Source organism: candidate division TA06 bacterium B3_TA06 (assembly GCA_005223075.1).
Classification (GTDB): Bacteria; Hydrothermota; Tepidihabitantia; order B3-TA06; family B3-TA06; genus B3-TA06.
Map to the genome: position 1 here is coordinate 52,752 of NJBO01000008.1, position 25,583 is coordinate 78,334.

The 25,583-nt window shown below is 50.2% G+C and carries 26 protein-coding genes; 10 read left to right on the plus strand and 16 right to left on the minus strand.

The window, feature by feature from the left end; translation table 11 throughout:
* Positions 1–57: 57 nt before the first annotated feature.
* Together CEE36_06240 and CEE36_06245 are read right to left on the minus strand one after the other, a co-directional pair.
* Positions 58–891, minus strand: coding sequence for a hypothetical protein (locus tag CEE36_06240; GenBank protein TKJ42861.1), 834 nt, complete (start codon positions 889–891; stop codon positions 58–60).
* A 179-nt stretch (positions 892–1,070) separates the two neighbouring features.
* The gene (locus CEE36_06245) at positions 1,071–2,981 is read right to left on the minus strand and encodes a S9 family peptidase (GenBank protein TKJ42862.1); all 1,911 of its coding nucleotides are present in this window, start codon (positions 2,979–2,981) and stop codon (positions 1,071–1,073) included.
* A 104-nt stretch (positions 2,982–3,085) separates the two neighbouring features.
* On the opposite strand from CEE36_06245, the gene CEE36_06250 reads away from it, so the two are divergent.
* Genes CEE36_06250 through CEE36_06260 form a run of 3 tightly spaced genes read left to right on the plus strand, consistent with a single transcriptional unit; the run spans position 3,086 to position 5,392 of the window.
* Positions 3,086–3,763, plus strand: coding sequence for an electron transport complex subunit RsxE (locus CEE36_06250; protein ID TKJ42863.1), 678 nt, complete (start codon positions 3,086–3,088; stop codon positions 3,761–3,763).
* Position 3,764: 1 nt separating this feature from the next.
* On the plus strand, positions 3,765–4,385 hold the full coding sequence (locus CEE36_06255; GenBank protein ID TKJ42864.1) for an electron transport complex subunit RsxA: 621 nt from the start codon (positions 3,765–3,767) through the stop codon (positions 4,383–4,385).
* On the plus strand, positions 4,385–5,392 hold the full coding sequence (locus CEE36_06260; protein ID TKJ42865.1) for a hypothetical protein: 1,008 nt from the start codon (positions 4,385–4,387) through the stop codon (positions 5,390–5,392). The genes CEE36_06255 and CEE36_06260 overlap by 1 nt, the downstream gene beginning before the upstream one ends.
* Positions 5,393–6,249: 857 nt before the next feature.
* Here CEE36_06260 and CEE36_06265 read toward each other — a convergent pair.
* Positions 6,250–7,092: a hypothetical protein gene (locus CEE36_06265; GenBank protein ID TKJ42866.1), complete on the minus strand. Its 843-nt coding sequence runs from the start codon at positions 7,090–7,092 to the stop codon at positions 6,250–6,252.
* A gap of 424 nt (positions 7,093–7,516) precedes the next feature.
* Between CEE36_06265 and CEE36_06270 the strand changes: the two genes are divergently transcribed.
* Complete coding sequence (locus tag CEE36_06270) at positions 7,517–7,717, plus strand: addiction module toxin, HicA family (GenBank protein ID TKJ42867.1); 201 nt, start codon at positions 7,517–7,519, stop codon at positions 7,715–7,717.
* 2 nt (positions 7,718–7,719) lie between these two features.
* Entirely contained in the window at positions 7,720–7,932 is a 213-nt protein-coding gene (locus CEE36_06275) for a hypothetical protein (GenBank protein ID TKJ42868.1), read from the plus strand.
* A 662-nt stretch (positions 7,933–8,594) separates the two neighbouring features.
* Here the strand turns inward: CEE36_06275 and CEE36_06280 are convergent.
* Positions 8,595–9,428 (minus strand): hypothetical protein, encoded by an 834-nt coding sequence (locus CEE36_06280; GenBank protein TKJ42869.1) that lies wholly within the window; start codon positions 9,426–9,428, stop codon positions 8,595–8,597.
* A 147-nt stretch (positions 9,429–9,575) separates the two neighbouring features.
* Between CEE36_06280 and CEE36_06285 the strand changes: the two genes are divergently transcribed.
* Positions 9,576–10,055 carry a hypothetical protein gene (locus CEE36_06285; GenBank protein TKJ42870.1) on the plus strand — a complete coding sequence of 160 codons (480 nt, stop codon included), beginning with the start codon at positions 9,576–9,578 and terminating at the stop codon, positions 10,053–10,055.
* A gap of 41 nt (positions 10,056–10,096) precedes the next feature.
* Positions 10,097–10,444 carry a hypothetical protein gene (locus CEE36_06290; protein TKJ42871.1) on the plus strand — a complete coding sequence of 116 codons (348 nt, stop codon included), beginning with the start codon at positions 10,097–10,099 and terminating at the stop codon, positions 10,442–10,444.
* 45 nt (positions 10,445–10,489) lie between these two features.
* Here the strand turns inward: CEE36_06290 and CEE36_06295 are convergent, their stop codons facing one another.
* The 8 genes from CEE36_06295 to lolA form a co-directional block, all read right to left on the minus strand.
* Positions 10,490–12,334 (minus strand): hypothetical protein, encoded by a 1,845-nt coding sequence (locus tag CEE36_06295; protein ID TKJ42872.1) that lies wholly within the window; start codon positions 12,332–12,334, stop codon positions 10,490–10,492.
* A gap of 480 nt (positions 12,335–12,814) precedes the next feature.
* Positions 12,815–13,114: an RNA-binding protein gene (locus CEE36_06300; protein TKJ42873.1), complete on the minus strand. Its 300-nt coding sequence runs from the start codon at positions 13,112–13,114 to the stop codon at positions 12,815–12,817.
* A 110-nt stretch (positions 13,115–13,224) separates the two neighbouring features.
* Positions 13,225–14,214: a hypothetical protein gene (locus CEE36_06305; protein ID TKJ42874.1), complete on the minus strand. Its 990-nt coding sequence runs from the start codon at positions 14,212–14,214 to the stop codon at positions 13,225–13,227.
* Between the two features lie 2 nt (positions 14,215–14,216).
* Positions 14,217–14,915 (minus strand): hypothetical protein, encoded by a 699-nt coding sequence (locus CEE36_06310; GenBank protein TKJ42875.1) that lies wholly within the window; start codon positions 14,913–14,915, stop codon positions 14,217–14,219.
* The gene (locus tag CEE36_06315) at positions 14,912–15,745 is read right to left on the minus strand and encodes a hypothetical protein (protein TKJ42876.1); all 834 of its coding nucleotides are present in this window, start codon (positions 15,743–15,745) and stop codon (positions 14,912–14,914) included. The genes CEE36_06310 and CEE36_06315 overlap by 4 nt, the downstream gene beginning before the upstream one ends.
* Entirely contained in the window at positions 15,708–17,036 is a 1,329-nt protein-coding gene (gene rimO / locus CEE36_06320; GenBank protein TKJ42877.1) for a 30S ribosomal protein S12 methylthiotransferase RimO, read from the minus strand. Before rimO ends, CEE36_06315 begins: the two co-directional genes overlap by 38 nt.
* A gap of 79 nt (positions 17,037–17,115) precedes the next feature.
* Positions 17,116–17,505, minus strand: coding sequence for an acyl-CoA thioesterase (locus CEE36_06325; GenBank protein TKJ42878.1), 390 nt, complete (start codon positions 17,503–17,505; stop codon positions 17,116–17,118).
* On the minus strand, positions 17,502–18,158 hold the full coding sequence (lolA, locus tag CEE36_06330; protein ID TKJ42879.1) for an outer membrane lipoprotein carrier protein LolA: 657 nt from the start codon (positions 18,156–18,158) through the stop codon (positions 17,502–17,504). Before lolA ends, CEE36_06325 begins: the two co-directional genes overlap by 4 nt.
* Positions 18,159–18,306: 148 nt before the next feature.
* Between lolA and CEE36_06335 the strand changes: the two genes are divergently transcribed.
* Genes CEE36_06335 through acpS form a run of 3 tightly spaced genes read left to right on the plus strand, consistent with a single transcriptional unit; the run spans position 18,307 to position 20,652 of the window.
* Positions 18,307–19,614 carry a recombinase RecF gene (locus tag CEE36_06335; protein TKJ42880.1) on the plus strand — a complete coding sequence of 436 codons (1,308 nt, stop codon included), beginning with the start codon at positions 18,307–18,309 and terminating at the stop codon, positions 19,612–19,614.
* Positions 19,556–20,209, plus strand: coding sequence for a hypothetical protein (locus CEE36_06340; protein ID TKJ42881.1), 654 nt, complete (start codon positions 19,556–19,558; stop codon positions 20,207–20,209). Before CEE36_06335 ends, CEE36_06340 begins: the two co-directional genes overlap by 59 nt.
* Positions 20,210–20,247: 38 nt before the next feature.
* Entirely contained in the window at positions 20,248–20,652 is a 405-nt protein-coding gene (acpS, locus tag CEE36_06345; protein ID TKJ42882.1) for a holo-[acyl-carrier-protein] synthase, read from the plus strand.
* Between the two features lie 289 nt (positions 20,653–20,941).
* On the opposite strand, the gene CEE36_06350 is transcribed toward acpS, so the two are convergent.
* The 4 genes from CEE36_06350 to CEE36_06365 all read right to left on the minus strand — a co-directional run bounded on the left by CEE36_06350 (position 20,942) and on the right by CEE36_06365 (position 25,570).
* Complete coding sequence (locus CEE36_06350) at positions 20,942–22,039, minus strand: transcriptional regulator (GenBank protein TKJ42883.1); 1,098 nt, start codon at positions 22,037–22,039, stop codon at positions 20,942–20,944.
* Positions 22,036–22,620: an N-acetyltransferase gene (locus CEE36_06355; GenBank protein ID TKJ42884.1), complete on the minus strand. Its 585-nt coding sequence runs from the start codon at positions 22,618–22,620 to the stop codon at positions 22,036–22,038. Before CEE36_06355 ends, CEE36_06350 begins: the two co-directional genes overlap by 4 nt.
* Before the next feature lie 139 nt (positions 22,621–22,759).
* Positions 22,760–24,274, minus strand: a complete 1,515-nt coding sequence (locus tag CEE36_06360; protein TKJ42885.1) for a hypothetical protein — start codon at positions 24,272–24,274, stop codon at positions 22,760–22,762.
* A gap of 303 nt (positions 24,275–24,577) precedes the next feature.
* Positions 24,578–25,570 (minus strand): oxidoreductase, encoded by a 993-nt coding sequence (locus tag CEE36_06365; GenBank protein ID TKJ42886.1) that lies wholly within the window; start codon positions 25,568–25,570, stop codon positions 24,578–24,580.
* Positions 25,571–25,583: the final 13 nt, after the last annotated feature.

The following is a 25,583-nucleotide window of genomic DNA, read 5'->3' on the forward strand; positions in this document are numbered from 1 at the left end:
CCCCTGGACATCCTCGCAACGATACATCCTAATATGTGAACGACGAGAAATATCGCGCTATTCTGTGATCGGCAATATCCAGAAGTTAAAGTCAGCGGGATAGTCGGAATCCGCCAGCGCATCCTTACGGATTATCCCGACTACCAGCGGTGAATCGCCCAGCGTCACTTCGGTTTCCCAGCGGTCATCCCAATGCTCGGCTTCGTTCACTATAGGAACAAACCTTACCGCTTCGCTTCCTATGGCAAACGAGACCAAAAGTGTTGTGTCGGCTACCGTTCTCAGATTAAGGGAGAGCTTTGTCCCTGATACAACCTTTGGGAATTCCTCCAGAGTGATGAGCGAGTCTGAGGATTCGATTATCGTGTTAAGTTCACCACCTTTAATCCCCACCGAGAAGATCCTGGTGGTGTTGGTGTCCGAGCGCTCCCCGGTGATGGAGTAGCCTACCATCTCCCAGTCGCCGTTGTCTGCAAACTGCGCCCACTGGATACGTTCGCTTGAGAGTTCCTTCCCTGCTGCATACTCGGTGCCGTCTTCTCTGCTTATGAGGTTATAGTTCAGTGTGCCTTTGTATCTTCTTATAACTGCCACAAGCGCCGAGTCGCCGACGGTAACGATGGTGTCGCCTTTGATCTTCTCATTGAAGTAGATGGCAAGGCTCTCGGACTCAAAGGTTGTGTTTAGCTTGATCCCGGTCACTATCCATAGGCTGTCAACCATAATCGAATCTGCCTCAGGTATCGCTAGATCAAGAGATAGTTCGATTGGGGTCAGCCGCTCGATTTCCGATTCCACTATCTCTTTGATACGTTCTTCTGCGGCCTGCTGGTCAAATGGATTGCAGGCCAGCATCACCAGAAGGGGTAGGATCGAAAGATATCTGCGCATGTCCTATCTTACGCGGATTCGGAAAGAGGTCAATCCTTTAAATGCTTCTTTTTCAGAATCCTCCTTTCCGCCTGACGGCGGAAAGATCGGAGAACCTGTAGGGGCGACGCAGAGCCTGCCCCTTGAGATGCTTGACATCTCATAGGGTATGCCTCGCCCCGAAAGTGTATCAGGTTGTATCACTTCTCGTATCTTCCGCCCAGGTGCTTGGCCAAAAACTTCTCAGCTGCTGCATAGAACTCGAGTCGGTTATCTTCCTTCATGAAGCCGTGTCCCTCATCCTCGAACAGCATGTATTCGTAGTCAATCCCTTTTTCTTCCATGGCGGCCACTATCTGATTGGACTCCGACTGCTTGACTCGCGGGTCGTTGGCTCCCTGGGCAATCAGCATGGGGATGCGGATGCTGTCCACCCGCGACAGGGGGGAACGTTCCCACAAAAGGGCAGAGTCCTTGACAGGATGTCCGATCCTGCGGTACATCAACTCCTGGTACAGCTTCCAGTAGGGTGGTGCGGCTTCAAGATCGGTTATCAGATTGGAAGGCCCGAACATGTCCACCGCGCAGGCAAAAAGATCAGGGGTGAAGGTCGCCCCTACCAGGGCGGCGTATCCGCCGTACGAGCCGCCGTATATGGCGATCCGCTCAGGATCTGCATAACCTTTATCAATAGCCCAGTTGACGGCATCAACCAGATCGTAATGCATCTTGCGACCCCACTCCTTGTTTCCGGCATTAAGGAATTCTTTGCCGTAACCATTCGATCCCCGATAGTTTACTTGCAGGCAGATGTAGCCCCTATTGGCCAGCCACTGTGCCCCTGGGGCGTATCCCCAGTAATCACGCACCCATGGTCCGCCGTGAACTTTGAGAACCATAGGTAGGTTTTTACGCTCCAGACCTGGTGGAAAGGTTATATATCCATGGATGGTCAGGGAATCACGGGCGGTAAATGTAATGGGTTCCATTTTTGCCAGGGTATATTCAGCAAGTTCAGGCCGGTTGGAAAACAGGAACCTGGCCTCCTTGGTTTCCCGGTCGTAAAGGTAGTAGGGGATGGGGCCGTCGTCCTTGTTGAATGAGATAAGCCATTTATTATAATCCTGGGTCCAGTCGGCTAACCCGGCCTCACCGTCCTCGAGTTGGTTGATTATCTCGAAATCCGCTTTCACCTCCTCGTCGAAGAACACCCGTTCCCGCTTGTCCTTTAAAAAAGAGACTCCTAGCACCTCGCCTGTTTCAGGGTGAAACATCGCTGGACCTACATCATACTGGGGATCCTCGGCGATCACCTCGATCTCACCGGTATTGATACCGAGTTTAACCAAGCGGGTGGCGTTGGCGTTACGTGAGTCCTCCAGGTAGATATGATTTCCGTCCGGTGTGAACGACAATGGATAGCTTGACCAGGTATCCTCAAATTCCCAGGATAAAACCGTACGCCAATCCGACTTCTCGTCGTCCCTGACAAGAAGATCGTACTCACCTTCCTGATTTACGGCAAGAGCACCGCGCAGTTTGAAATCCCAGTCGGCAACCCACATCAGGATGTTGCCCGGATTCTCGGCGACCGGCTTGATCTTGCCGTTCCTCAAATCAAGAAGGTAGACATCGAATATCTGGGGGTTACGCTTGTTCATAGAGATGAACCACTTCTTGGGATGCTTATCGTCGAAAGCTACTACATTTACCCTTACGTTCTCGAACGGTGTATAGTCGGTGACCTTTCCCGATTTCAGGTTCACTCCGTAAAGGTGGTAATTCTCGTTGCCTTCCTGATCCTGGAGGTAAAGGATTCGCTTGGAATCCGCTGTCCATTCGTAGAAGATTATTCCTCTGGTGGTATCGAAGGTTACCTGTCTGTCTTTTTCTTCTCCGATGGCCTTAACCCATACGTTCATAATACCTTCATTTGAAGCGACGTAAGATAGTTTTTTCCCGTCAGGGGAAATCTCGACCATAGCCCTTTCCGGATTGCCGAACAGTATGTCTCTTGGGATGAGCTCGGGCAGCTCGGCGTAGCCAGGTATTGCGCCCGCTGTCAATGCCAAAACCAGCAGGGAAAGAACTGAAACGCGCAAGGATTTCATGTTTCCTCCTTTGTTAATAGTAAGAGTAACAGAAGCTTTGTCAACAAGAGGCAGTTGTTCTCTTAAATCTTGACAACACCGCAGGCCAAGGTATAATCCGCGCAATGAGCTCTGACTCCGGAAATCTTGACCTCACCCAAAAAGAAATCAAGGAGCCGCTGTTGTCACCCAAGCCCAAGGGTGAGTCCAACTGGCAGATATTCTCCAAAGGCATAATCCTTGAGAACCCGGTTTTGATCCTCATGCTGGGATTGTGTCCGGTGCTTGCCACCTCGACTACCGCGCGCGATGCCGCCGGAATGTCCGCCGCGGTGCTCTTTGTACTCCTTATGTCGAACATCGTGGTTTCGGCGCTTCGAAAAATCATCCCCAACGAGATCCGCATTCCGGTATTTATCGTAATTATCGCTACCTTCGTTACCATTGCCGACTACGTCTTGCAGGCTTACACCCCTGACCTTTACAGTGTGCTGGGTATTTTCGTTCCCCTCATCGTGGTTAACTGTATCATCCTCGGCCGGGCCGAGGGGTTCGCCTACCATAACGGTGTGGGGAGATCTATTCTGGACGGCCTGGGCAAGGCTATAGGCTTTGCCTTAGCGATTATCCTCATGGGTTCTATCCGCGAGATTATCGGTAAGGGTACCTGGTTCGGTATGTCTGTCTCACCCTCCTGGTTTCGCTCCAACGCGGTGCTCTTCTTCGGGTTACCTCCCGGTGCATTCCTGGTGATCGGGCTTCTTAAGGCCTGTATAAACAAGATATTCAAGAGAGAGGGGTAGGATGAATACTCCACTTCTTGCTATCCTATTCGGCGCGATATTCGTGAACAACATCGTGCTCATGCGTTTCCTGGGGCTTTGTCCATTCTTCGGGGTTTCAACGCGCCTCTCCACCGCCATCGGGATGAGCAGCGCGGTGCTTTTTGTTATGACCTTTGCGACGTGGATCACCTGGGGCGTTTACCATCTGGTGCTTGTCCCGGGTTCGGTGATCCTGGGCGGCATACTCCCCCAAGGTCTTGTCTTCCTGCGCACGGTGAGCTTCATCCTTGTGATCGCGTCGCTCGTTCAGCTGGTTGAGATGTTTCTCAAAAAATTCGTTCCGGTGCTCTATTCGGCTCTGGGAATATATCTTCCTTTAATCACTACCAACTGCGCGATCCTGGGAGTTGCTTTCCTTGTTATCGACAACAAATTCGGCTTCCTTCAGGGTACGATCTTTGCCATCGGCACGGCCCTTGGGTTTGGTCTGGTCATGGTTCTGTTTGCAGCCATCCGTGAACGTCTGGAGCTGGCGCCCATCTCAAAGTCATTCCGAGGCTATCCTATAGCGTTCATTGCCGCTGCACTTGTTTCAATCGCCTTCTTCGGCTTTGTCAACATGTTCGGGATCTCGCCTTGATGGGTACGATAGTTCTTGTTGCCCTGGCTTCTCTGGGAGGATTGGGATTAATCCTGGTGGCGATACTTGTTTTTGCCCACCGTAAGCTTGGGGTTAAGCCGAATCCTTTGGAGGAAAGCATCCGTGCGATTCTTCCCGCTGCCAACTGCGGTGCATGCGGTTATCCGGGCTGCGAGGCGTTTGCCGCTGCCATTGCCAAGGGAGATGCCCCGGCTGATGCCTGTCCTGTGGGCGGACCATCCCTTGCAGAACAGATCGGTGAGATAATGGGCGTGGAGGTGGTGGGTGGCGAGCACAAGGTGGCGTTTCTCTTATGTCAGTGCGGAAATGACATCGTGGCAGAGTCAGCCGACTACCAGGGCATCCGCACCTGCCGTGCAGCTAACCTGATCACCGGCGGAACCAAGGCCTGCCAATACGGGTGTCTGGGATACGGCGACTGTGAGGAAGTCTGTCCCTTTGACGCCATCCACATGGGATCTAACGGCTTGCCTATAGTTGACCGCTCCAAATGCACGGGCTGCGGCATCTGCGTGCAGGTTTGTCCGAAGGACGTGCTGAGGCTCATACCGATCTCAAAAGAGGTCTACCTTGCTTGTAACTCGTTTGAGCGGGGCAAGGCGGTGCGCGACGTGTGTAAAAAAGGCTGCCACGCCTGCTCGATCTGCGTGAAGATGTGCCCCTATGACGCGCTCCAGATGGTTGATAACCTGCCGAAGATGGATCTTGATAAGTGCACCGACTGCGGCATCTGTTATGCCAAGTGCCCGGTAAAGAGCTGCTTCGTGGACTTTGCCGCCCCGCGTCCCAAGGCAGAGATAGAGATTTCGAGATGCGAGGGTAATCACAAGTGCTTTGAAGCCTGCAAGTTCAAGGCGATCGAGGGCGAGGAAGGCGAGATTCACACGATTATTGAAGAGAAGTGCGTGGGCTGCGGCGAGTGCGTAAAGGCCTGTCCTACCGGTGCTTGCACACAGCTGGCAAAGGTAAAAGCCCCGGTTGCATAATACAATCACCCCTTAAAAGAGCGCTTGAACCCTGTCTGCTGAGGCAATTTCGTGGGCTGAAAAAGCTGGTCAAAAGTTGGACAAAAGCTCCCCAAAAGATGGACAAAAGCTGGACACGCTCTTGAAGATTATCTTGGAAAAAAGCTGGTCAAAAGATAGACTAAAGTTGGCCAAAAATTGGACAAAATTCGGGGTCCCCGGACGGATGCGAAGCAGACGTCTGGGGTGAAAAAGTTGGACAGGAACGCGACTGAGTCGCAATATCAAATTGCAAAATGCAAATTTTAAAATGCAAAATGTAAAAGAGTTAGCTCAGACTTGCAGCAGAGAGCTGAGCGAATGTCTGGGGTGAAGAGTTGGGTTAATAGGTGACGAATCTATCCGGCCGCTCTTGGCTGGATACCGATGAACAGACAGGAGGCGCAGGGACCGACGTATGCAGCCAAGGCTGCAAGCTACGCTTCAGGTAGGCCCGGTTTCATTATATGTCATTGCGAGCCTCAAAGAGGCGAAGCAATCCCAAAAATATCTTATCGAATATAGGGAAGAGGTATGAGATTGCTTCGTCGCTTCGCTCCTCGCAATGACAAGGCCGGATAATCACCAATAGAGTGTAGCGCGGATTCTGTAGTCCGCGGGATGGTTCCAACAGTATGGAGTGCAATGACCGTGTCATTGCAGCAACAACCCTCACCTTTAATTCTTCTCGCAGACGTAGGGGCCGGGCATTAAACCGGCCCGAATAATTCACCGTGCGGGCCGACCTAAAGGTCGGCCCCTACGACTCCTCGCAATGACGATAGGGGACGGCATGTAGTGCGAACCTTCAGGTTCGCAAGCGAGGCTGAAGCCTCGCGCTACTCTTCTTCAAATACAAGCTCTTCAAGGTAAGGTTGCGCGAGTGGATCTATGCCCCAATAAATCTTGTCAGATTGCCCTGGCCCTATTTCCGTAGCTACCCGCACAATTATTCGTTCATCTTCTAGAACTTCCCTATAAATATTATAAAAGTCGACCTGAGTAAAATCTATCGGTTGAGCTAAGTTTGTTCTATAGCTATAGAACCACGACCACAATTTGCCTGTGTGTTTCCACTTTTTCGCTAATAGTAGAAATCTTAAAAGCGTTTTTTGATTGGGGCTTAGTCTTTCATAAATGGAGCGCCAGTATTTCCTTTGTTCTCTTTCAGAGGCTGTATCAACTATGACATTCTCAATGAAAGGAGGCACTTCCTTTTCCAGTTTCTTCATGAGTTCACTCCTATTTCCATGTTCGATAACGAGCTGATCGGAAAGATCAAATGCTATGTCTTTTAAGGTCTTCTTCTGTGCCTTGAGAATATTCCTACTGGCCATGTATAGATTCCGTTTTCCCATACCCATCATCATTCCAGCTTCGAGATATACATTTAGGTTTTCTGGAGTTAATATCACTAATCCGAAATCCGAAGCTTGTGCAAGACGACATATTTTACAGATTTTGATTCCTAATCCAACTTCTTCGCGAGCGTCAAATACGTGGTAGGTTGGTGATTGGAAGAATCTTTTTATTGTATCTACAAGGTAATCATCTTGCTCAGAAAATTGGTACATCAGAAAGGCCGTGTATTTCTCTGCTCTTTCAAGTTGCTCTTTCTCAGTTTCAAGTAGATTACAACGACGAGGGTAGTTTTTCGGACACCTCAGATTGAATGTTGCCATCTCAAACTCCTCTTTTCCTCAAGCATACCAACACCGCTTGCTTTGTCAAGTGCTTTTATTCTTCGCTTGTGGAGTGCAATGACCGTGTCATTGCAGCAACAACCCTCACCTTTAATTCTTCTTGCAGGCGTAGGGGCCGACCTTTAGGTCGGCCCGTTTCATTGTTGTCATTGCGAGGAACGTTCGGCTCCGAAGGAGACGCGTGACGAAGCAATCTCGTTGCACTAACCTAGTATTCATAGAAAAGAGCTATGAGATTGCTTCGCCTCTTTGAGGCTCGCAATGACGAAAGGAGAGACCTCGTAGGGCCGTTAATGTGGCGCTGACTCTCCAGTCTGCGCGATTATTTTACAGAACAGTCTATTCTACATTCCGTCAGCGCGGAAACCCTTGACATGCGTTATCCCCCATGTATAGTTCTCTATTGAAGGTTCATGAGGTTATAAAGATGATAGAGGCCGACGGCTGGTATCTGGTTGCAACGAAAGGCAGCCATCGACAGTATAAACATCCTACCAAGCGTGGACGGGTGACCATTGCGGGTCATCCCAATCATGATCTAGCCGCAGGTACTCTAGATAGTGTCCTCAAGCAGGCACAGTTAAAGAAAAAGGAAAGGAGGTAGGCATGCACCGTTTCCTTATTGTTATCGAAAAGGCTGAGGGTAACTACTCGGCGTATTCGCCTGACTTGCCAGGTTGTGTGGCAACCGGCCAGACTCGTGAGGAGCTTGAGCATAACATGTATGAGGCAATAGAGCTTCACATCCAGGGGCTTCAAGAGGATAATCTGCCGGTTCCCGAACCCCACGCAGTTGCAGAGTACATTGTAATCAAGTAAGTAACTCCCGAAAGAAATTGAAGCCGCCGCAAGGCGGCTTTTACCTTTTTTCGTCGCAAGGGCGGTGTTTCTTTTCTCCGTCATTGCGAGCAAGCCCACGGCTTGCGAAGCAATCTCTAAACATTTAGATAACCCCCAAGCCTTTTTGCATCCTGGAATGGGATTATTCGCTACGCTCACCCTTCGGAGCTTCGTTGCTTCGTTCCTCGCAACGACAAAGGGGGAATCAACGTAGGGGCCGACCTTCAGGTCGGCCAGTTTTCATTACCCGTCATTGCGAGGAACGTTCGGCTCCGAAGGAGACGCGTGACGAAGCTCCGAAGGGCGACGGTAACGGAGCAATCTCATTGCACTAACCTAGTATTCATAGAAAAGAGCTATGAGATTGCTTCGCCTCTTCGAGGCTCGCAATGACGATGGGGGAGACGTTGAATAAAACATGTAGTGCGAGGTTCAGTGTGCCCCTTGAGCGCTTTAGGCGCTCATTGGGTATTAGACTCGCTAGCGAACCTAAAGGTTCGCGCTACCTTACGGGTTATACTCTCCCAAATCCAGCTTTCTAAGGAATTCGTTACGATATGCAACAGGTTTTAGAGCTAGGGCATTTCGAGTAACTTCGCTTTCTATGAATTGTTGAAGAACGCGGAAAACATACGTGCGTGTCAATTTGAATGTAGGGTTTGGATTTTTTCGTAGCTTACATCGCTACCATGAACGAGCGCTGATCTGGCTCTATAACAGTCACCAATATTCTTATAGATGGTATTCTTCTCCTCAAAATCCTTTTCCAAGAAACTGGAAACTCTTACTCTGAGTTTATGGCTCACTTCTTCATTGCTGATATTAAAAAGGCTTTCCAGCACAGAAAAGAGAAGCAACAATGCTATTTCACTTAAATCCTCAAATAAAGCACGTTCGAAAAGTCTGATGGCTGTAGAAAACCTTTTTGATGATTGAACTGTTTTTTCAAATTCTGGTAGAAGTATTGATATGTTCTCTACTTCATTTATGCTTGGGATGAGTTTCATAAACTCATCAGGTTCCAGGCCGTAATCTTCGTATAAAGGGATGTCAATTTTTTTTACTACCCATGGTGTCATTTCTGGTTCTTCAGTAACGATTATGTGCGAAGGGAAAAGGTTGATGCGATGCTTGATTATTCCAAGAATAGGGAGTGACATTGGAAATTCGTGTGATTCTGCTCGTAACATAAACATTTTTTTAAGTGGGTCTTCTTTGGAATCGGATTCGAGTGATTCCCAGTCATAAGTATATGCTATACATTGGCTAGAACGTTTAAACGTATCTTTCTCCCAATAACTTAGAGGTAAGAAAAGGTGGGGTATAGCGGAATCTCGAATTAATTGAGGTGTTTGGATGATTTTGAGATTTTCGTTGAAAACGAATTCTCCCTTGAATGCTGTATCTTTTGGCAATAACTCAGGCGAGAAGACAACCGGAAATTTTAGTAAGCCATAAAGGGTTTTCTTAGCCACTCAATTTCTCCTTATTCCCCCAAGCATACCAACGCAGGCTGGGTTGTCAAGTAATGCTTAAGCTTGACTTATCCGATTTCACCCGTGCCAACTCCTAAAGACTTGCAAAACGCGGAATTTTCAATATCCTCTACAGATGGAGGAAAGATGTCAGAACCCGTAACCGATAAAGGGCGCAAAACCGGCGGGGGCACAAAGGCTCTTATCGGCGTATTGGCGCTTTTGATAGGCGTTATCGCCGGTGCAGCTGGATTCTATCTTATCGCCCTTACCCCGAGGGCGAATCTTGCCGAGCAGATCGAAGCCAAGACCCAAGAGATCGAAAGCTTTCAGGCGCAGCTTGATTCACTTAAGGGAACGATAGAGCAGACGAGCAAACTTTCCCCTGAGCACGAGGCGATCCTTACGGCACTTCTTGATCCGGAGATTGCCGATGAAGTGGTAACCCTTGGTAAAGAGGTGGGCGGCAAGTGGCAGGTGAATTCGGTTGACGACGTCTACTTCCTGGGCGGCGAGCTTGTGTTTGTGCGGATCGACGACGGTCATATCCCTGCTGCGGTGTTGTTGCGCATCCCGGATCACAAGAATCCCAGGAACTGGCGTATGTTGTGGGGCGATTACGACTGACCCGTAACACCGTAACACACCGCCTTTAGGAAGATTAGCTAATGTCAGGAAAAGGTAGGGTCAGTCGCGGTGGGAAGGGAGATAAGGGAGTTACGGGTGTTACGGGAGGGGGGCGTTTCATAGGGGAGAGGATCGAGGTCGTTACTTCGGAAGAAGAACCTGCTCCCCTCAGTTTTATCTGGCGAGGCAAGAAGTATCAGATCGCTGAGATAATTCGAAGCTGGCACGATCACGGGTTCTCGCCTGCGGCACCTGCCAAACGCTCATGGCTCCTGCGTCGTCACCGCAACGTTTACGTAGTCCAGACCAGCTCAGGTGAGCGGTTCGAGATATACCTTGACCGGGGGGCAGGTAGAAGGGATTGGTATCTATACCGGCAGATAAAATAAGAAGCGCCCCGAAGGGCGACTCATAATCCTTGAATCTCTCACAACTTACCGGATCAGCACGACCTTGCGGGAGACGGTTCCGGTTGAGTATTCGAGACGCACGAAGTAAAGACCCGCCGGGAGTTCCTTAAGCTCCAGGCATCCTGCCTTTGAAACTTCTTCTGTCACAATGCGCCTGCCGACTACGTCGAATACTGAAAGGCGCCCGGTTTCACCCAGAGCTACGGTATAGTACACCGTATTGCCCTCTACTCGAAGCTCGCAGGAGCTCTCAGGGAGCTCTGCCACTGCCGGGGCATCATCGTAGGTTACACGCACTTCATAAAGGAAGGAGGAGTAGTCAGGGTCGCTCGTAGAAAGGATGGTTTTGTACTGCAGGTAGCGGGTATCTTGATCTACCACAGAGTCCAGAGAGAAGATTGTGGTATCGTCCAGGAGCTGACACGTGCTCCAATCCGGCCACTCGTCAATCGAGTTGCTCGTGCGTACCTTGAAGGCTATGTTGGTGCCTTCAGGGGTTTCTTCATCCCACTCGATGGCTTCCCACTTGACCGCAGCCCCTGCATCGAAGATACAGGAGGTAAGTTCGCCTTGCTCTGCGAAGCTGTCGAACAGCTCCCACCAGTCGATGCTTGTCCCTGGACTGTGAGTGGAGGTAATCAGGTCCAAGAGCCCGTTCCCACTTATATCGCCGATTTGTAGATCGCAGGAATAGTGATAACGATCTACGTATTTATAATAAGTAAAGTTCTGGTTGCCGTCGTTTTCGTACCAGCCAAGCTCTCCGATTCCTCCGTTCCAGAAAGATTGAATGATGTCTATATCGCCGTCGTAATCGATATCTATGGAAACCACAGCTTCAGCATTGTATGACGCGGGGGATAGGGGGTGTTCATAAAACTTACCAGTACCATCATTCTCCCACCAGGTAGGAGAGACACGAGACTCGTCCTCAGCGATGTTTGCGGTAATTATGTCCAGGTAGCCGTCTTTATCTACATCCCCTATCCAATCATAGAGGTTTTTGTGGTAATCAAGCGAATGTCTTACGAAACCATGCTCGGGATCGTCGTCTTCCTCGATGCGGTTTTCGTACCAGTAGGTCGAAAAAGAGCCTACCACGAAATCGATATCGCCGTCTGCGTCCAGATCGCCGGCGTTTATTCTTCGCGCAGCTCCCGGTCCTATAGATTCAATAGTGTAGCGAGTAAAGTTCTGGTTTGTGCCGTCGTTTTTAAACCAGTAGCTACCCCCAAAGGATTTATGATGCCTGGTGGAGACGACGTCTATATCCCCGTCGTTGTCGAAATCCTTTGCCGCGACCTGATGAACCTCCGGATGGTTACCTACAGAGGTATAGTGGGGGAAATTGCCACCGCCGTCATTCAAATAGAGCCATACCTTGCCTGTTAGATAATTTCCAATAACTATATCGTCAGCTCCATCAAAGTTAAAGTCTGCTATATCATAGCCGAGGTAATTGCCGTAGGAGTAAGGGATGTAATGGTAGGTGGAAAAGTTACCGGTTCCGTCATTTTCATACCACCGGATTCCGTTACTGCCGGCTACGATCACATCAAGATCCACGATACTACCAGGGCCTTCGTCCATATTACCGACTCCCAATTTTTTGTCCAAGCCGGAACGCATATCCCCGATATGATGTTGTTCAGGTGACAAGCTTGAGTTGATGACTATTGACAGGGAGAGCCTGCCCCATTGATAAAGGTAATTGATGTTAGCCGATTCGTAGAAGCCTATACCCCAGTTATCTGCCGGCTCTGTGATTCCAGGACCTCCGTGCCAGTCGTTCTGGGTTACTATCTTACTTGCGGGAATTTTGTTCAGGGCAAAAAGCATCCCCACTACGATCAGACCATAACGTCTCACAGCTACCTCCTAGCTTGGAGTTTAGCATCTTCCCCTCGTAAGAGGATTATGACTTTAACCTCTCACGTGTACAGCATAAGGTTAATCTGCCTGGGTACAGTCCTTTAAGGATTCTATACCCAAAATTATTATAGAAAGGAATTTGAATATGTCAATAGGGTGGGAGTGGAAGAAGAAGGCGGTCCCTCGCCTCACTTCGGGCATGGGGTCGCCTTTCAATGTCTTCCTTATCTTTCCACTACCGCATCAGCACGACCTTGCGGGAGATGGTTTCTGTGGCGCGTTCCAGACGCACGAAGTAAAAACCCGAAGAGGTGGTTGCATCAGACCACTGGATGCGGTCCTGAGTTTTCATATCCGTTGGCGTTCACGGAACCATGTTTTAACAAAGGAAACGCCGGCTTATGCCGGCGCTTACGAACTTTCTCTCGATCTCGATCAACTAACTGTCAAGAATGGCGAGAAAGGTATTTTGTTGGTTTACCAGCGGTTGCGGGTTCCACCGCCTCGATCGAAGCCGCCGCGATCGCCGCGCTCGCGCGGGGGACGGGCTTCTTCTACTCTAAGTTCACGGCCTTCGTGCTCTGTTCCATTAACGGCACTAATGGCCTTTTTTGCTTCCTCGTCATTCGGCATCTCCACAAAGGCAAAACCGCGAGGCGCATTGGTGTAACGATCGGTTGGGACCGCTACCTTCGAGACTTCACCATGCTCGGCGAAGATCTCACGTACCTTCTCCTCGTTGTAAGAATGGGGAAGGTTTCCGATGAATAAACGCATGTATTTTTCTCCTTGTCTGGCAGCCATCTTTGGCTACCAACACTCTAATTATAGTCATCTTATGACGTATGTCAACCCGTGAAGCTCCCCATTTCTCATCCGCTCACTTCTTATCCGACGGTATCAAAAACAGCAAGGACGTAACCTGCCAGTTTCTTTGAGATTGACTCTGCATCGTTGGCATCGGCCAGCAGCTTCTTCATTGGAATCAGAATATCAAGCACCTCTTCCCGTCCTTCTTTGCGTGGAGCTCTTGTCTCTACGATATTTATGTCGTTATGAAAGGGGAATTCAGGGGATAGCAGATTCTTTTCAACTGCTTCCAAGTAACTACTTTTGTCGAGGGTCAGACGGATTCTCAAGGAGCCACGCTGCCAGATTGGATCAAGCCATGCCCAAGCCAGGCGCCTGGCTGGACCTTCTGAAACGTAAAGTTCAGCGATACTTCCGATCCCAAACTCCTTCCATCCTTTTTTCCGAAGAAGTCTGCGGGTAAGCTCCCAGAATTTAGCGAAATTTTTACGATTGCGTCTTGATACTGCTGGATCAGGGTCGAGCAGATCGCCTATCTCAGGCTTGGGAGGCTCAAAGCCATAATCGCGAAACAGAGTGAGTAAGGCTCGGTTCAGTATAGTTGCAGAAGGCGTTTGCAAGCTTTTTTCCAGGAGTTCGTAGAAGTCGGACCACATGAAGTGTTTACGGCCATTGAGGGGTTTCATGTAACAAGGATGATCAAAAACCTTCTTGCTAACCTCGCTGTGGTATCCGGTGATGAAGGCGAGTCGATCAAATCCAAGTTTTAAGTACCGTGATAGCTGGCCCTTGGCTTGAGGCGACCAAAGCTTGTGTTCCGTTGCAATGGTCTTCCTGCCATTCAAGGTAATAACCATGTCAAGACATGAACCTATGAAGGATACTTGTGTCTCTATGGTAACAGCGGTGGCGGAGATTGTAACTTCATCAAGCTCTTCCCCGCAAAGGTAGATGACAAAGCCTTTGGCAACTTGGGGGTCTTCTCGCAGTGTTGCTGCAAGGCATTCTGTGAAGAAGTCTTCTTTCTCAGCAGTGTGTTTTATAAGCTTAATAAATAGATCGGACATCTCTACCGGTAATCGATCCGTTCAACCCCCGCAGGCAGGTTGAGTACGAAGGCTTTGGGTGATTCCTGTTCGATGAGCTTGAAATCCGTGAACTCCAACACGAGCGCGGCATCATCCCGTTTAAAGACAATCCTCTGGGCACGATCCGGCATTGTTTCCAACGCTCCTTCACGCCAAAGCTCCCAATCCTTGCCCCTTAATCCTATAAGCTTCGAACTATCATGGGGTTGCAGGCAGGCAACACCTCCTCTCCACGCGAACAGAGTATCGGCAAATCCCGTGATGCTGTCAGGCTCATCCGGCAGCATCCCTTTGTAGGCCGCGGCCAGCGGAGCGACAGGTATCTCCCAGCCTTCTAAGGGCAGGTCGTCCGCCGGTCCCAGGATCAGCACCTCGTTGCTCATGGGCAAATACACGAGTGTTGAGTCGGGGTTGTGACGGATCGAGGCAACATGGAAGTAAGCCGCAAAGAGATCCACAGCTAGGCGATCTTCATGAGCAAACAGCAAAAAGCGGCCTTTGTATGTGTCTGTGGAGTCGGTGTATTGGTAGGAACCCTGGGCTTGTTCGATAAACGCTAGTTCAGGGGTTGGCCTGACGAAAAGGTGGCATCCTGTCATGATCAATAACCCTGCAATCAGGATCTTGATTCTTGCAAGCCTGAGGAGTGTAGAGAGGGAAGGACTAAGGAGGGCGTTCATTGAAAGCGCAGGTGCAGACCCAGATAGGGCCAGGGGCCAGGGGCGTGCAGCCGGAAGTCGGCCGAGACCCAGTAGCGAAGGTAGATCTCGAAGGCGGCCTTTTCTCGAAGGAAGCCTATGCCTGCCTGTGGGGCAAACTTGTGCTCCCAGAAGGGGTTGAGATCAAGGGTGTCGGAGTCCCATCCCGGTCTGAAACGGGCAAGGTAGCCGTAGATTCGCGCAGAGGCGTAGATATTCTTGTAGATCGGCTGATCGAAGATAACATCAAGTTGCAAATCGTGGAAAAGATCGGTGGAGTTCAGGGCGTCAATCACCGTATCATGCGGATACCAGGCATAGGTAAGCCTTGCGTTGAACCGCTCATACCACGCGCCTTCCTTGATGTGCTTCAAGTTCCGGTTGTTGAATGCACCGGGTGTGCCTGCTGCGAAGGTCACGCGGTTGAACACCACCTTGAGGGAGTCATAGGAGCGATCGATATTATGGATGCAGTCGTGAACCAGATAGGTGCTCACTGTAGCCTTGTCGAATAGGTTGAAACGGAAACCGCCCGTTAGATAGTAGTGGGCCATGAACGGATCAAACGCGACATTTCCCAGCTGTTTGCCAGCTTCCAGTTCGTCGCGGTAGGAGATAAAGAAGCGCTGGCCTGCCACATCAATGAGATCGGTCGATACCTCTATACCCACGTCTATGTTGTAGCGGCCGTAGGTGGTGTCACGGAAGTACTTGCCCACGTAGACCTCACCCGTGGGCTTGATAGGAAAGCTTACGATCTCAGTTATGGATGCGTTAAATAGACTCAATCCAACGAGCAAAGATGCGATCATTTCTTCCTCCGGTTATTTCCACTTTTCCGAAACATCCTTGATTAACACCTGGTCCTTCGATCTCGACTACCCTGTCAATCTCAGGAGCGTCGTTCCAAAGACGGCCAACGCATGTAACACAATCCTCAGAGGCTTCCTTAGCGAAATCTACTACCGCTTCTTGGTGTGTTCCTTTAAGTCGCTCAGTCTCTTCGGCTTGCAGCTTTGCAGCGAGATCGACCAGCCTTTCGGCGCGCTCCTTTTTTACCTCCCACGGCACCTGATTCCCCATCTCTGCTGCATCCGTGCCTTCCTCCTGCGAGTATACGAATATTCCCAGATGTGTAAAGCGCAAACGCTTCAATCCTTCAAGTAACACCTCAAACTCCTCCTCGGTCTCAGCTGGAAAACCCACAATCACCGTTGTCCTTAAGGCAAAATCCGGATCGAGACTGCGTGCCTTTTTGACCAGCCTTTCAGTCCTATCCGCCCCTACATTGCGGTTCATCCTTTCAAGAACGCTATCTGCAAGGTGCTGGATGGGCATATCTATGTAATTCAAAACCTTATCGCTTGCCGCCATCTGTTCAAGGATCTTCTCCTCCAGATGTGCGGGATGTGCGTAGAGCAGGCGAATCCAGCGTAAACCGTCGGTCCTTTCCAAGCCTTTCAGAATCGTTGAAAGCTCCGGGTGCGCGGCAGTGTCCTGGGCGATCAGGATAAGTTCTTTTATTCCCAATGTCACGAGATCGCCTGCCTCCTTAAGGATGTCCTCCGTCCTCCTTAGCCTCAAAGGGCCCCTGATCATCGGGATGGTGCAGTATGAGCAGCAGTTCGAGCAGCCCTCGGTAAGTCGAAGATAAGCGTAGTGGGAGGGTGTGGATAAGAGTCTGGGGTATTCCCTGCCCGGATTCCAGCACGGCGTAGCCGAGACCAGCACCTGGCCCGGATGAGGATTCTCCCTTAGCAATCCGGGTATCTCCGGTATCTGATCCAGACCTAAAAACGCGTCCACCCAGGGAAAGCGGCCCACAAGCTCCCTTGGTTGTCGCTGGGGCAGGCAGCCGGTCACAAGAAGCGTCTCGATCTCGCCTCGCCTGCGCCGCTCCTGCTGCGTCTCTATCACCTGGGCCGACTCCTCTATCGCTTCTTCTAAGAAAGCGCAGGTGTTGACTATTACCGCCTGGGCATCGGTTGCATCGCCCGTAATCGGGAATCCGGCCTGAGCCAGCTCGGCTAAGATGATCTCTGCGTCCACCCGGTTCTTGGGGCAGCCCAGATTGATAACAGAAACTCGCGGTAGATTTGTCATACCTAAAGGTGTGTTATGTCCTTGCGACCGGAGCGCAAGCTCCGAGTAATAGTGAAAATGCCCCGTAGGGGTACGGGTGTTACGGGACACGGAAGAGCTTGCCTCGAGCCTCGGCGTAGACCTTGTTGGAGTCGAACGCCCTGGCTTCTGCCAGCACGACGCGCTTGCGCTCCTCGGTGACCTTTCCCTCGACCTTGACGGTGTGGTTGGTGGGCAAAGGGTTCTTGAAGCGCACGTTAATCTCCGCGGTCACCGTAACTATATCGCGTCCTGCCGCGGCCCAGACCATCACCTCGTCCAGCATGGTTGAGATGATCCCGCCGTGAGTAAAGCCTTGCCATCCTTGAAGATCGGCAGGCACCACATACTCAAAGCGCGCACCCTCAGTGTCTACTTCTATATCTAACTTTAACCCCCTGGGATTCTTCTTCCCACACGCAAAGCAGAAGTTGTCGCGTTCCAGTCTCACTGGTAGCCGGTGCCCGTGTCCTCGATCACCGTGGTGCCCTCAGGTGGGCTGAAGGTAAACTGGCTCTCCGCAACCTCGGCATTATACTGGAAGTCTTCCAGGAGGAAGATTACCTCGTTATCGCCTTGCTCGACCTTAATCCCTGCGAGTTCGTTCTTGGACGCGTCTATCAGCATCACAAAACTTTTGACGAACACCTTCTTGCCCGGCTTGACGGTAAAGTGCGCCTCGAGGTGTTCCTTGCCCGATTTGAGCTGCACCGTGTATTGCTCGCTGTAGTTCTGCAGACGTTCCACGAACAAAAACATCTCCTGCTCAGGTCCTGGTTTGGTCTTGATGGCCTGGTTCGCGGTCGGCAGGTATATCCAGGTGACCACACCGTCGGATAAAACAAGCTGCTGCATGGGCACGGTGACGTCCACCCGGAACTTATTGGGCGAAGCGTAGGTGAACGTGCCTTTGAGTATCTGGCAGGTGCCGTCTTTCTTCGAGCAGATTCGTTCCTCAAACGAGGCCTTAAGCGAGCTTATGCCGGCGTAGCGGTTGATTACCGCGTTAAATGTTTTGCGAGGCGAGGCGGCAACTAAAAACCCCACCCCCACGAGTGCTGCAAGTATTCCTCGACGCAATCGAACCTCCTTGGTGATCAGCAATACCTAATTCTAGCCCATCATCGGCCTATGTCAAGACGTAGAGGATAGGGTATAGGTTGCGGGCTGGTTGATGAATTAAAAACTTGACAAGAGGGGAATTTCCATGATACTTGGAGTAGAAATATTTATTTAGACTTGGAGGCAGGCGATGCTTAAACGGATCAGGATTAAGGGGTATAAATCTTTCGGAGATACGGAAGTTACGCTTACCCCTTTAGCTGTTCTTATGGGACCAAATGCAGCGGGTAAAAGCAACTTCTTGGATGCCCTTCAGCTTTTGTCAAGAATTGCTACCAGCCCTACCCTCAAAGATGCTTTTGAACCGCCCTATCGAGGTAAGCCTTTAGAATCTTTTACCTTCGGGCCTGAGGGCATCAAAGGCTTATTAGCTCAAGATAGTGCGTCGTTTAGCTTAGAAGTAGATGTAGAACTTTCTGATTTGCTTATTAATTCTCTCAACAAACAAATAGTTGAAATGAGAACGAGGCCAACAGGAGAACTTCCAGATGTTAAGCAGTTATCATTGGTGAGAGAGAGATTTTTGAGATACAGCATAGAAATAGAAATCCGGCCACAGGCTGGTGGATTGCTTCGTGTAATTGATGAACACTTGGAAGCCCTTAAGACGAATGGTGAACCCAAGGCCAGTAGAAAACCTTTTTTGTCGAAGACGGAAAAGAATCGATTAAGCTTGCGGATGGAGAAGCAAGCCCATCCTACTTATTTTGAGGTAGGGCTTGATCGCACAGTTCTTTCGACTGCTCTTTATCTTCCATATCATCCACATATGAATGCGATGCGTCAGGAGTTGGCAAGTTGGTACTTTTTCTATTTCGAGCCACGTGAACGCATGAGGGCTCCGAATCCTGTAAAAGAAGTCCGGCATATCGGATTAATGGGTGAAGAGTTAGCTGCTTTTCTAAATACTCTTCAAGCAGTTGACGGTAAGCAATTTGATGCTATTAAGAAGGCCATTCGTATGATTATTCCTTCTATTACGGACATTGAGGTTGACGTTAATGAATTGGGAGAAGTAGAACTAAGGCTAATAGAGGGGACTACACCTATCTCTGCCCGTCTAGTATCAGAAGGGACGTTGCGTATTTTAGGTTTGCTTGCTTTGGGTGGAGCTGGAGAGGCGCCGGCTTTGGTTGGGTTTGAGGAGCCTGAGAATGGTGTCCATCCGCGTAGGATTAGGTTGATTTCGGAATTCCTAAAAACATTTGTAGAGTCTGGTAATACTCAGCTGATAGTCACGTCGCATTCTCCTACCCTTCTCGAATCTATTCCGGATGAACAAATATATGTATGTGCCAAAAGGGATGGGTATACCGTAATCGAATCCTTTACTACTTGGGGGCCTTTAGGGCGTAAGCGAGACGTTGAGAAAGCCTTAGATGGTGAGGAGGTACTTTCCAAATCCGAACGTATATTACGAGGGGACTTTGACTCATAACGTCTACCTTTTTGGAGAGGATTATGGGCATGAGACTTTCCTCGAAGCATTGATAAAACGCTTAGCTCAAGAGCATCAAGTAAATGTTCGTATAAGAATCTTTAGTGCTAGAGGGGGACATGGAAAGGTAATTACAGAATTGAAACAATTTGTTAGAGACCTTCAACGAGACAAGGAAAATCTCCCGGACCTACTTGTAGTTGCTATAGACACCAACTGCCGCAAACTAGTGGAGTGTAGAAAAGAGATCGAGGAGGTCACTCAGGATATCAAAGAGCTTGTCATTTGCGCCTTACCTGATCCACACATTGAGCGTTGGCTACTTATTGATTCAGCGGCATTTAAAAAGGTTTTAGGAGAGGGATGTAAGGCACCTGATCAGAAATGTAACAAGGATCGATACAAACAACTTCTCTTGCAAGCAATTCGAGCAACTGGGAACTTACCTATATTGGGGGGAATGGAGCATGCTAGAGCGATAGTAGATGCTATGAACTTGGGATGGATTTTAGAGAAGAAGGCGGATAGCTCGTTGCGGAATCTGGTGAAGGATCTTAGAAACCAGTTTAAACGATGGCAAGCTGAAACACCTTAGTTTTTCCTTACCGTTTGGTTCTCAGGTTATATTGAGGCTTGACTTTCCGTCCTAATCCCGTATTGTTGCGGGTGATTTTTGGAATAGGAATAGACATCATCGAGGTACAGCGAATCCGAAAGGCCTATAAAAAGTTGGGCAAGCGGTTCCTTGATGGCATCTACACCGAGCGCGAGCAGAGCTTCTGTCTGGGACGAGCCAACTTTGCCGAGGGGCTTGCGGCCCGCTGGGCGGCCAAAGAGGCGTTTCTTAAAGCGCTCGGCACCGGTCACTCGCGCGGTGTCCGCTGGAGGGACGTGGAGATCATAGACAACGAGCGCTCACGACCCACAATCAAAGTCTCAGGCAAACCAGCCGCCCTCCTGGGAAATCGGAAGGTTCACCTCTCCATCTCCCACCTTGAGGATATAGCCACCGCGATTGTGGTGATAGAAAGGGAGTAGATGAACCACAGATTACACCGATTTCACAGATTAAAATTAATGAAGGAAATACCTGAAAAGAAAATCTGCGTCAATCTGCGTTCCGAAGGAGAACGACTGCAAGGAGTTCTACCGAAGGGAAATGAGTGAAACGAGTTTCAATCTGTGGTTAAACTAAAAGGCAGCAAATTTCCCGTACAAGATTGGCCGCCACGATGACTGCGGATTTTTAGGTTAGAATCCACTTTAACTTTCTTGAACAATAGATTGAAAAAGCGTAAGTTATGTGCCTTATTGCTGTGATGTTTGGTTAAGAGAAGAACTCCCTGATCCTGGCGATCACCCAGGAGCGCTGCTCTTCGGTTAACTCGGGGTAGCAAGGCAGGGACATAACCTCGCGGGCCGCGGCTTCAGCCTCAGGGAACGAGCCTTCGGGCAGCCCTAAATACTCAAGCACCGGCTGGCGGTGTAGGGGATAGGGGTAGTGGATGCCGATGCCGATATCGTTTTCATTCAGGAACGCCTTCAATTCGTCCCGCTTCGGGGTGCGGATGGTGTACTGGTGATAGATGTGATTCGAGTCAGGATGGGACGCCGGGATCTTGACAACATCCTTTAACTCTTCGTTGTAAGCCGCAGCATTTTTTGCCCTTAGCTCGTTGTAGGAATCGAGGTGCTTGAGCTTAATCCTGAGGAGGGCCGCCTGCAGGGTATCCAGCCTTGAGTTCTGGCCGATCAGTGTGTGGTAGTACTTTTTTGACGCGCCGTGCACCCTTATCAACCGGCATTTCTCGTAAAGCTCGTCGTCATTAGTGGTTATCAAACCACCATCTCCTAACGCCCCCAGATTCTTGGTGGGGAAGAAGGAAAAGATGGTCAAATCCCCAAGCCCGCCCACTTTCTTGTCCTTGTAGGTCGAGCCAAAGGCCTGTGCTGCATCCTCCAATACTTTGATATTGTGCTTTTTGGCGATATCGAGGATGGCATCCATCTGGGCCGCCTGGCCATAGAGATGGACAGGCAAGATAACCTTGGTTTTTTCGGTGATCGCCGCCTCGATCTTTGCCGGAGCGATGTTGTAGGTGTCCGGTTTGATATCCACAAACACCGGCACAGCACCCAACGCCACGATAACCTCTGCCGTAGCGATGAAGGTGAAGGGCGTGGTTATAACCTCATCACCATGGCCTACATCCATGGCTCTCAGGCATATAGCCAGGGCATCGGTGCCGTTACCTACACCAACTGCGTGCCTTACGTCAAGATACCTGGCAGCCTCGACCTCAAACTCCTTCTCTTCCTGGCCCAGGATGAACTGGCTTGATTTTATCACCCGTTCCAATGCCTCCTTGAACTCCTCTAAAAGCGGCTCGTGGTGAGCCCACAGGTCAATCTGCGGAACCTTCATGAAATCCTCCTGACCTTACCGTCCTCAAGCTTGTAAGTCCCCTTACAGCGTGCGTTGCATGTTGCAGTATCTTTATCGTCGAACCTTAACCGCTCGCCGCACTCGCACATCCAGCCTATCTGACGGCCTGGAACACCGACCATCAACGCGTAATCCGGCACGTCCTTATGAATAACCGCCCCGGCACCGATGAAACAGTGCTTTCCAAGGGTTATGCCGCACAGGATGGTTGCGTTGGCACCGATTGAGGCACCTTCCTTCACCAGGGTGGGAATCCAGACCCCACCCTTTGGATATGCGGCGCGTGGATTCATATCATTCGTAAATACGCAGCTTGGGCCGCAGAACACGTTGTCATCAAGGGTTACCAGATCGTAGATGCTCACGTTGTTCTGAATCTTGCAGTTATTCCCGATCTTAACGCGCGATCCTACATAGACGTTCTGTCCCAGGCTGCATTTTGCCCCGATCTTGGCGCCGCTCATTATATGGGAGAAGTGCCAGACCTTGGTTCCTTCACCGATCTCTACGGGTTCATCCACCACTGCGGTGGGGTGGACGAAGTAAGGTTTTTCGTTCATCTTAAGTCTCCAAGTTTCTTGATTTCAATTTTTTCCCCTTCCCCCGCCGACTCTTCGAGTCGCCGACCCCTCCCACCAGGGGAGGGGAAACTTAAAACTTACATATCCCCCTCCTTGGTGAAGGGGGTAGGGGGAGGGGTTACTTCACGTACACAAATTTTCCAGACACCTCGCCCTGCTCGGTCGAAATCCGCCAGAAGTACACCCCTTCCGATAAGCTCACCGGATTATACGTAATCTCACCGGAGCCTGCAAGCTGGCCATCTCTGGCGTAGACCTCACGACCCGACACATCGTAGATGCTCAGGGTATAGTCGGTTGCATCAGGAGTGGAGTAGGCGAAGTTTACTGACCCATGCTGAATCTGGATTGCGGAGATGAAGGGTAAGGTGACAGGCTGCTCTGCGATTTCTTCGATCTTCTCCACGTCCAGCGCTTTGCGGGCGTTCATGCGCAGGACCTTGCCTTTGTCTATGGTTATGGTATCCGCGCTTTCAATTATCTTATCCCACACCTGTTGGTTAGTCCAATCCGGGTGCGCGGCCCAAATTAACGCGGCTAGGCCTGCAATCTGGGGGCAAGCAATGGAGGTACCGGAAACTGGTTTATATCCACCTTCTTTGGTTGGCCGCCAAACATTTACCCCGGGGGCGTAGACGTTTACGGTTGGGCCGTAGTTTGAGAACCAGCATCTTGAATCCGAGGGATCAGAAGCCCCAACACACATAACGTTTTCGTAAGCTCCAGGATAACGTGGTTTATTCTTGTCATCATTCCCAGCAGTGGAACACAAGAAACAACCTTTACCCCAGGCATAATTAACCGCCGAAAGCTCAGTGGGATTGCTGGTGTTTTGTCCGAAGCTCATGTTGATCGCGGTTGCTCCATTGTCTGCCGCGTAAAGAATTGCATTAACAGTTGCTGATGTATATATGTTGCCTTGATCGTCAGATAATCTTAACGGCATAATCGCGGCATTCCCGGCTATTCCGGCTATCCCTTTCCCGTTATCAATCGTTGCCGCTGCACATCCTGCAACACCTGTTCCATGACCAATAACGTCCTCAACATTCGTGTTGTTATGGCAAAAATTATAAGCGTGTTCCATGTCCAGATTGTCTATGAGATCTTCGTGATCGGTATCAACCCCGGTGTCAAGTATTGCTATCGATGCCCCCTCTCCAGTAGAAACGTTCCAGGCCCAATCCGTTTCAGTATGTATCTTAGACCACTGCTGGGGATACAAAGGATCGTTCGGGGTGTACGGATCGGGAAAGGAATCGGGCATGAAGAAGTAGCTCTCGGAATCTTCTTCAACCTCTGGTTCAAGCTGTATCCTCAGATTAGATTCAACATATTCTATACCGTCTAGCTCTTCCATTATGTCAACCAGGCTATTCTGAACCTCTTGCAGCTCGTCCGGTATAGTTACGATGTAGTAGCATCCGAACAGCTCCAGCACCTCTTCAGACGGGTTGGGATAGGTGATCAGCGGCCCGATCTCCAATCCTGAGCTGTCAACAAACGCTTCAAGCGCCTGCGCATCCGGAGCCTTGGCGATGAGCTCGCTAATGGTAGCTGATTCTTCAACGGTCCCTGACGCAAAGGCCACGCTGGCCAGAGCTAATACTGCGAAAACAAAGACTCGTTTCATTTCGTTCTCCAGGGTCGGGATTTTAAGATTAAAAGACCGCAGATTGAAAGATTGCAAGATTAAAAGATTGCGGATTCGATCCTTCTACTCTGCGGCGGACTATAACAAAAACCGGCGCAGATGTCAAGCTAATCGGCTCACAGCCTACAGCGGATAGCCGTTATTCCACCCCCTCTTTTATTCTCCCCGGTCAAGGGGGAGATTGGGCTGGAGCGTATGTACTCCGCCCAATCTTAGACCGAAGGGCGACGGACACGGAGCACCGGAGGACGAACGCAGGGAGTAATCTTCCAATCTCGTATTTCACAGCGACTTGTATGCTCCTTTTTCTTTAAGCGATGCCTGTGCACGCTCAAGTATCTTCACCACTGCGAGCCCGTTCCGACCGTCTGTCAGGGGCTTTTTGCCCTCAAGAACACATTGGACAAAGTGCTCGCACTCAAGCCTCAGGGGTTCTGCCTTTTCAATCTCGTATACATGGGGTGTGAAGTTGCGGTGATGCTCAAAGCCTCCGTCGCCCTTGGGTTCGATCCACTCGTCGTAGAACTTCAGGGTGGAATCTGCGCCCACGTCGTCAAAGACGACCATTCCCTTGGAACCGACCACCTTGAGCCGGCGGATCTTGGTAGGGTCAATCCAGGAGGCCCGCACATGGCCCAAGCGGTTGGCGGCAAAAAACAGGGAAACGAAGACAATGTCCTCTATACCTGGGGTGAGGAAGTCCTGACCCGCAGCCGACAGGCCGAGGGGCATCTCGTTGTCAAACAGGTAGAGTATCATGGATAAATCGTGCGGGGTCAGGCTCCACAGGACGTTCTCGTTCGATCGGGCGATCCCAAGATTGACCCTTATCGAATTAACGTAGAGTAGGTCTCCCAGCTTACCTGAATCTATGAGCTCCTTGATCTTTCTGATGGCGGGATGATAAAGCATCAGGTGTCCTACCATCAGCGTCAAGTTACGTTCATCCGCGAGTTGCACGAGCTCTTGAGCCTCTTCTGATCTCAAGGTCAAAGGCTTCTCGCAGAGTACGTGCTTGCCACAAAGCAGGGCTTCGCGGGTAAGTTCATAGTGAGTGGGTGCGCTTGTAGCGATACAGACTGCGTCAACGTCAGATGCCAACAACTCATGCGGATCAATGGTGGTTTTTATCCCGGGGTAGTTATTTTTTATCTTTTCAAGTGCCGCTTTATTGATATCCGCGATCCCCTCAAGGCTCACGGCATCAATCGAGGCGAAGTTACGTATAAGGTTCGGCCCCCAGTATCCGGCGCCGATTACTCCAAGATGTAGCATTTATCTCCTTTTC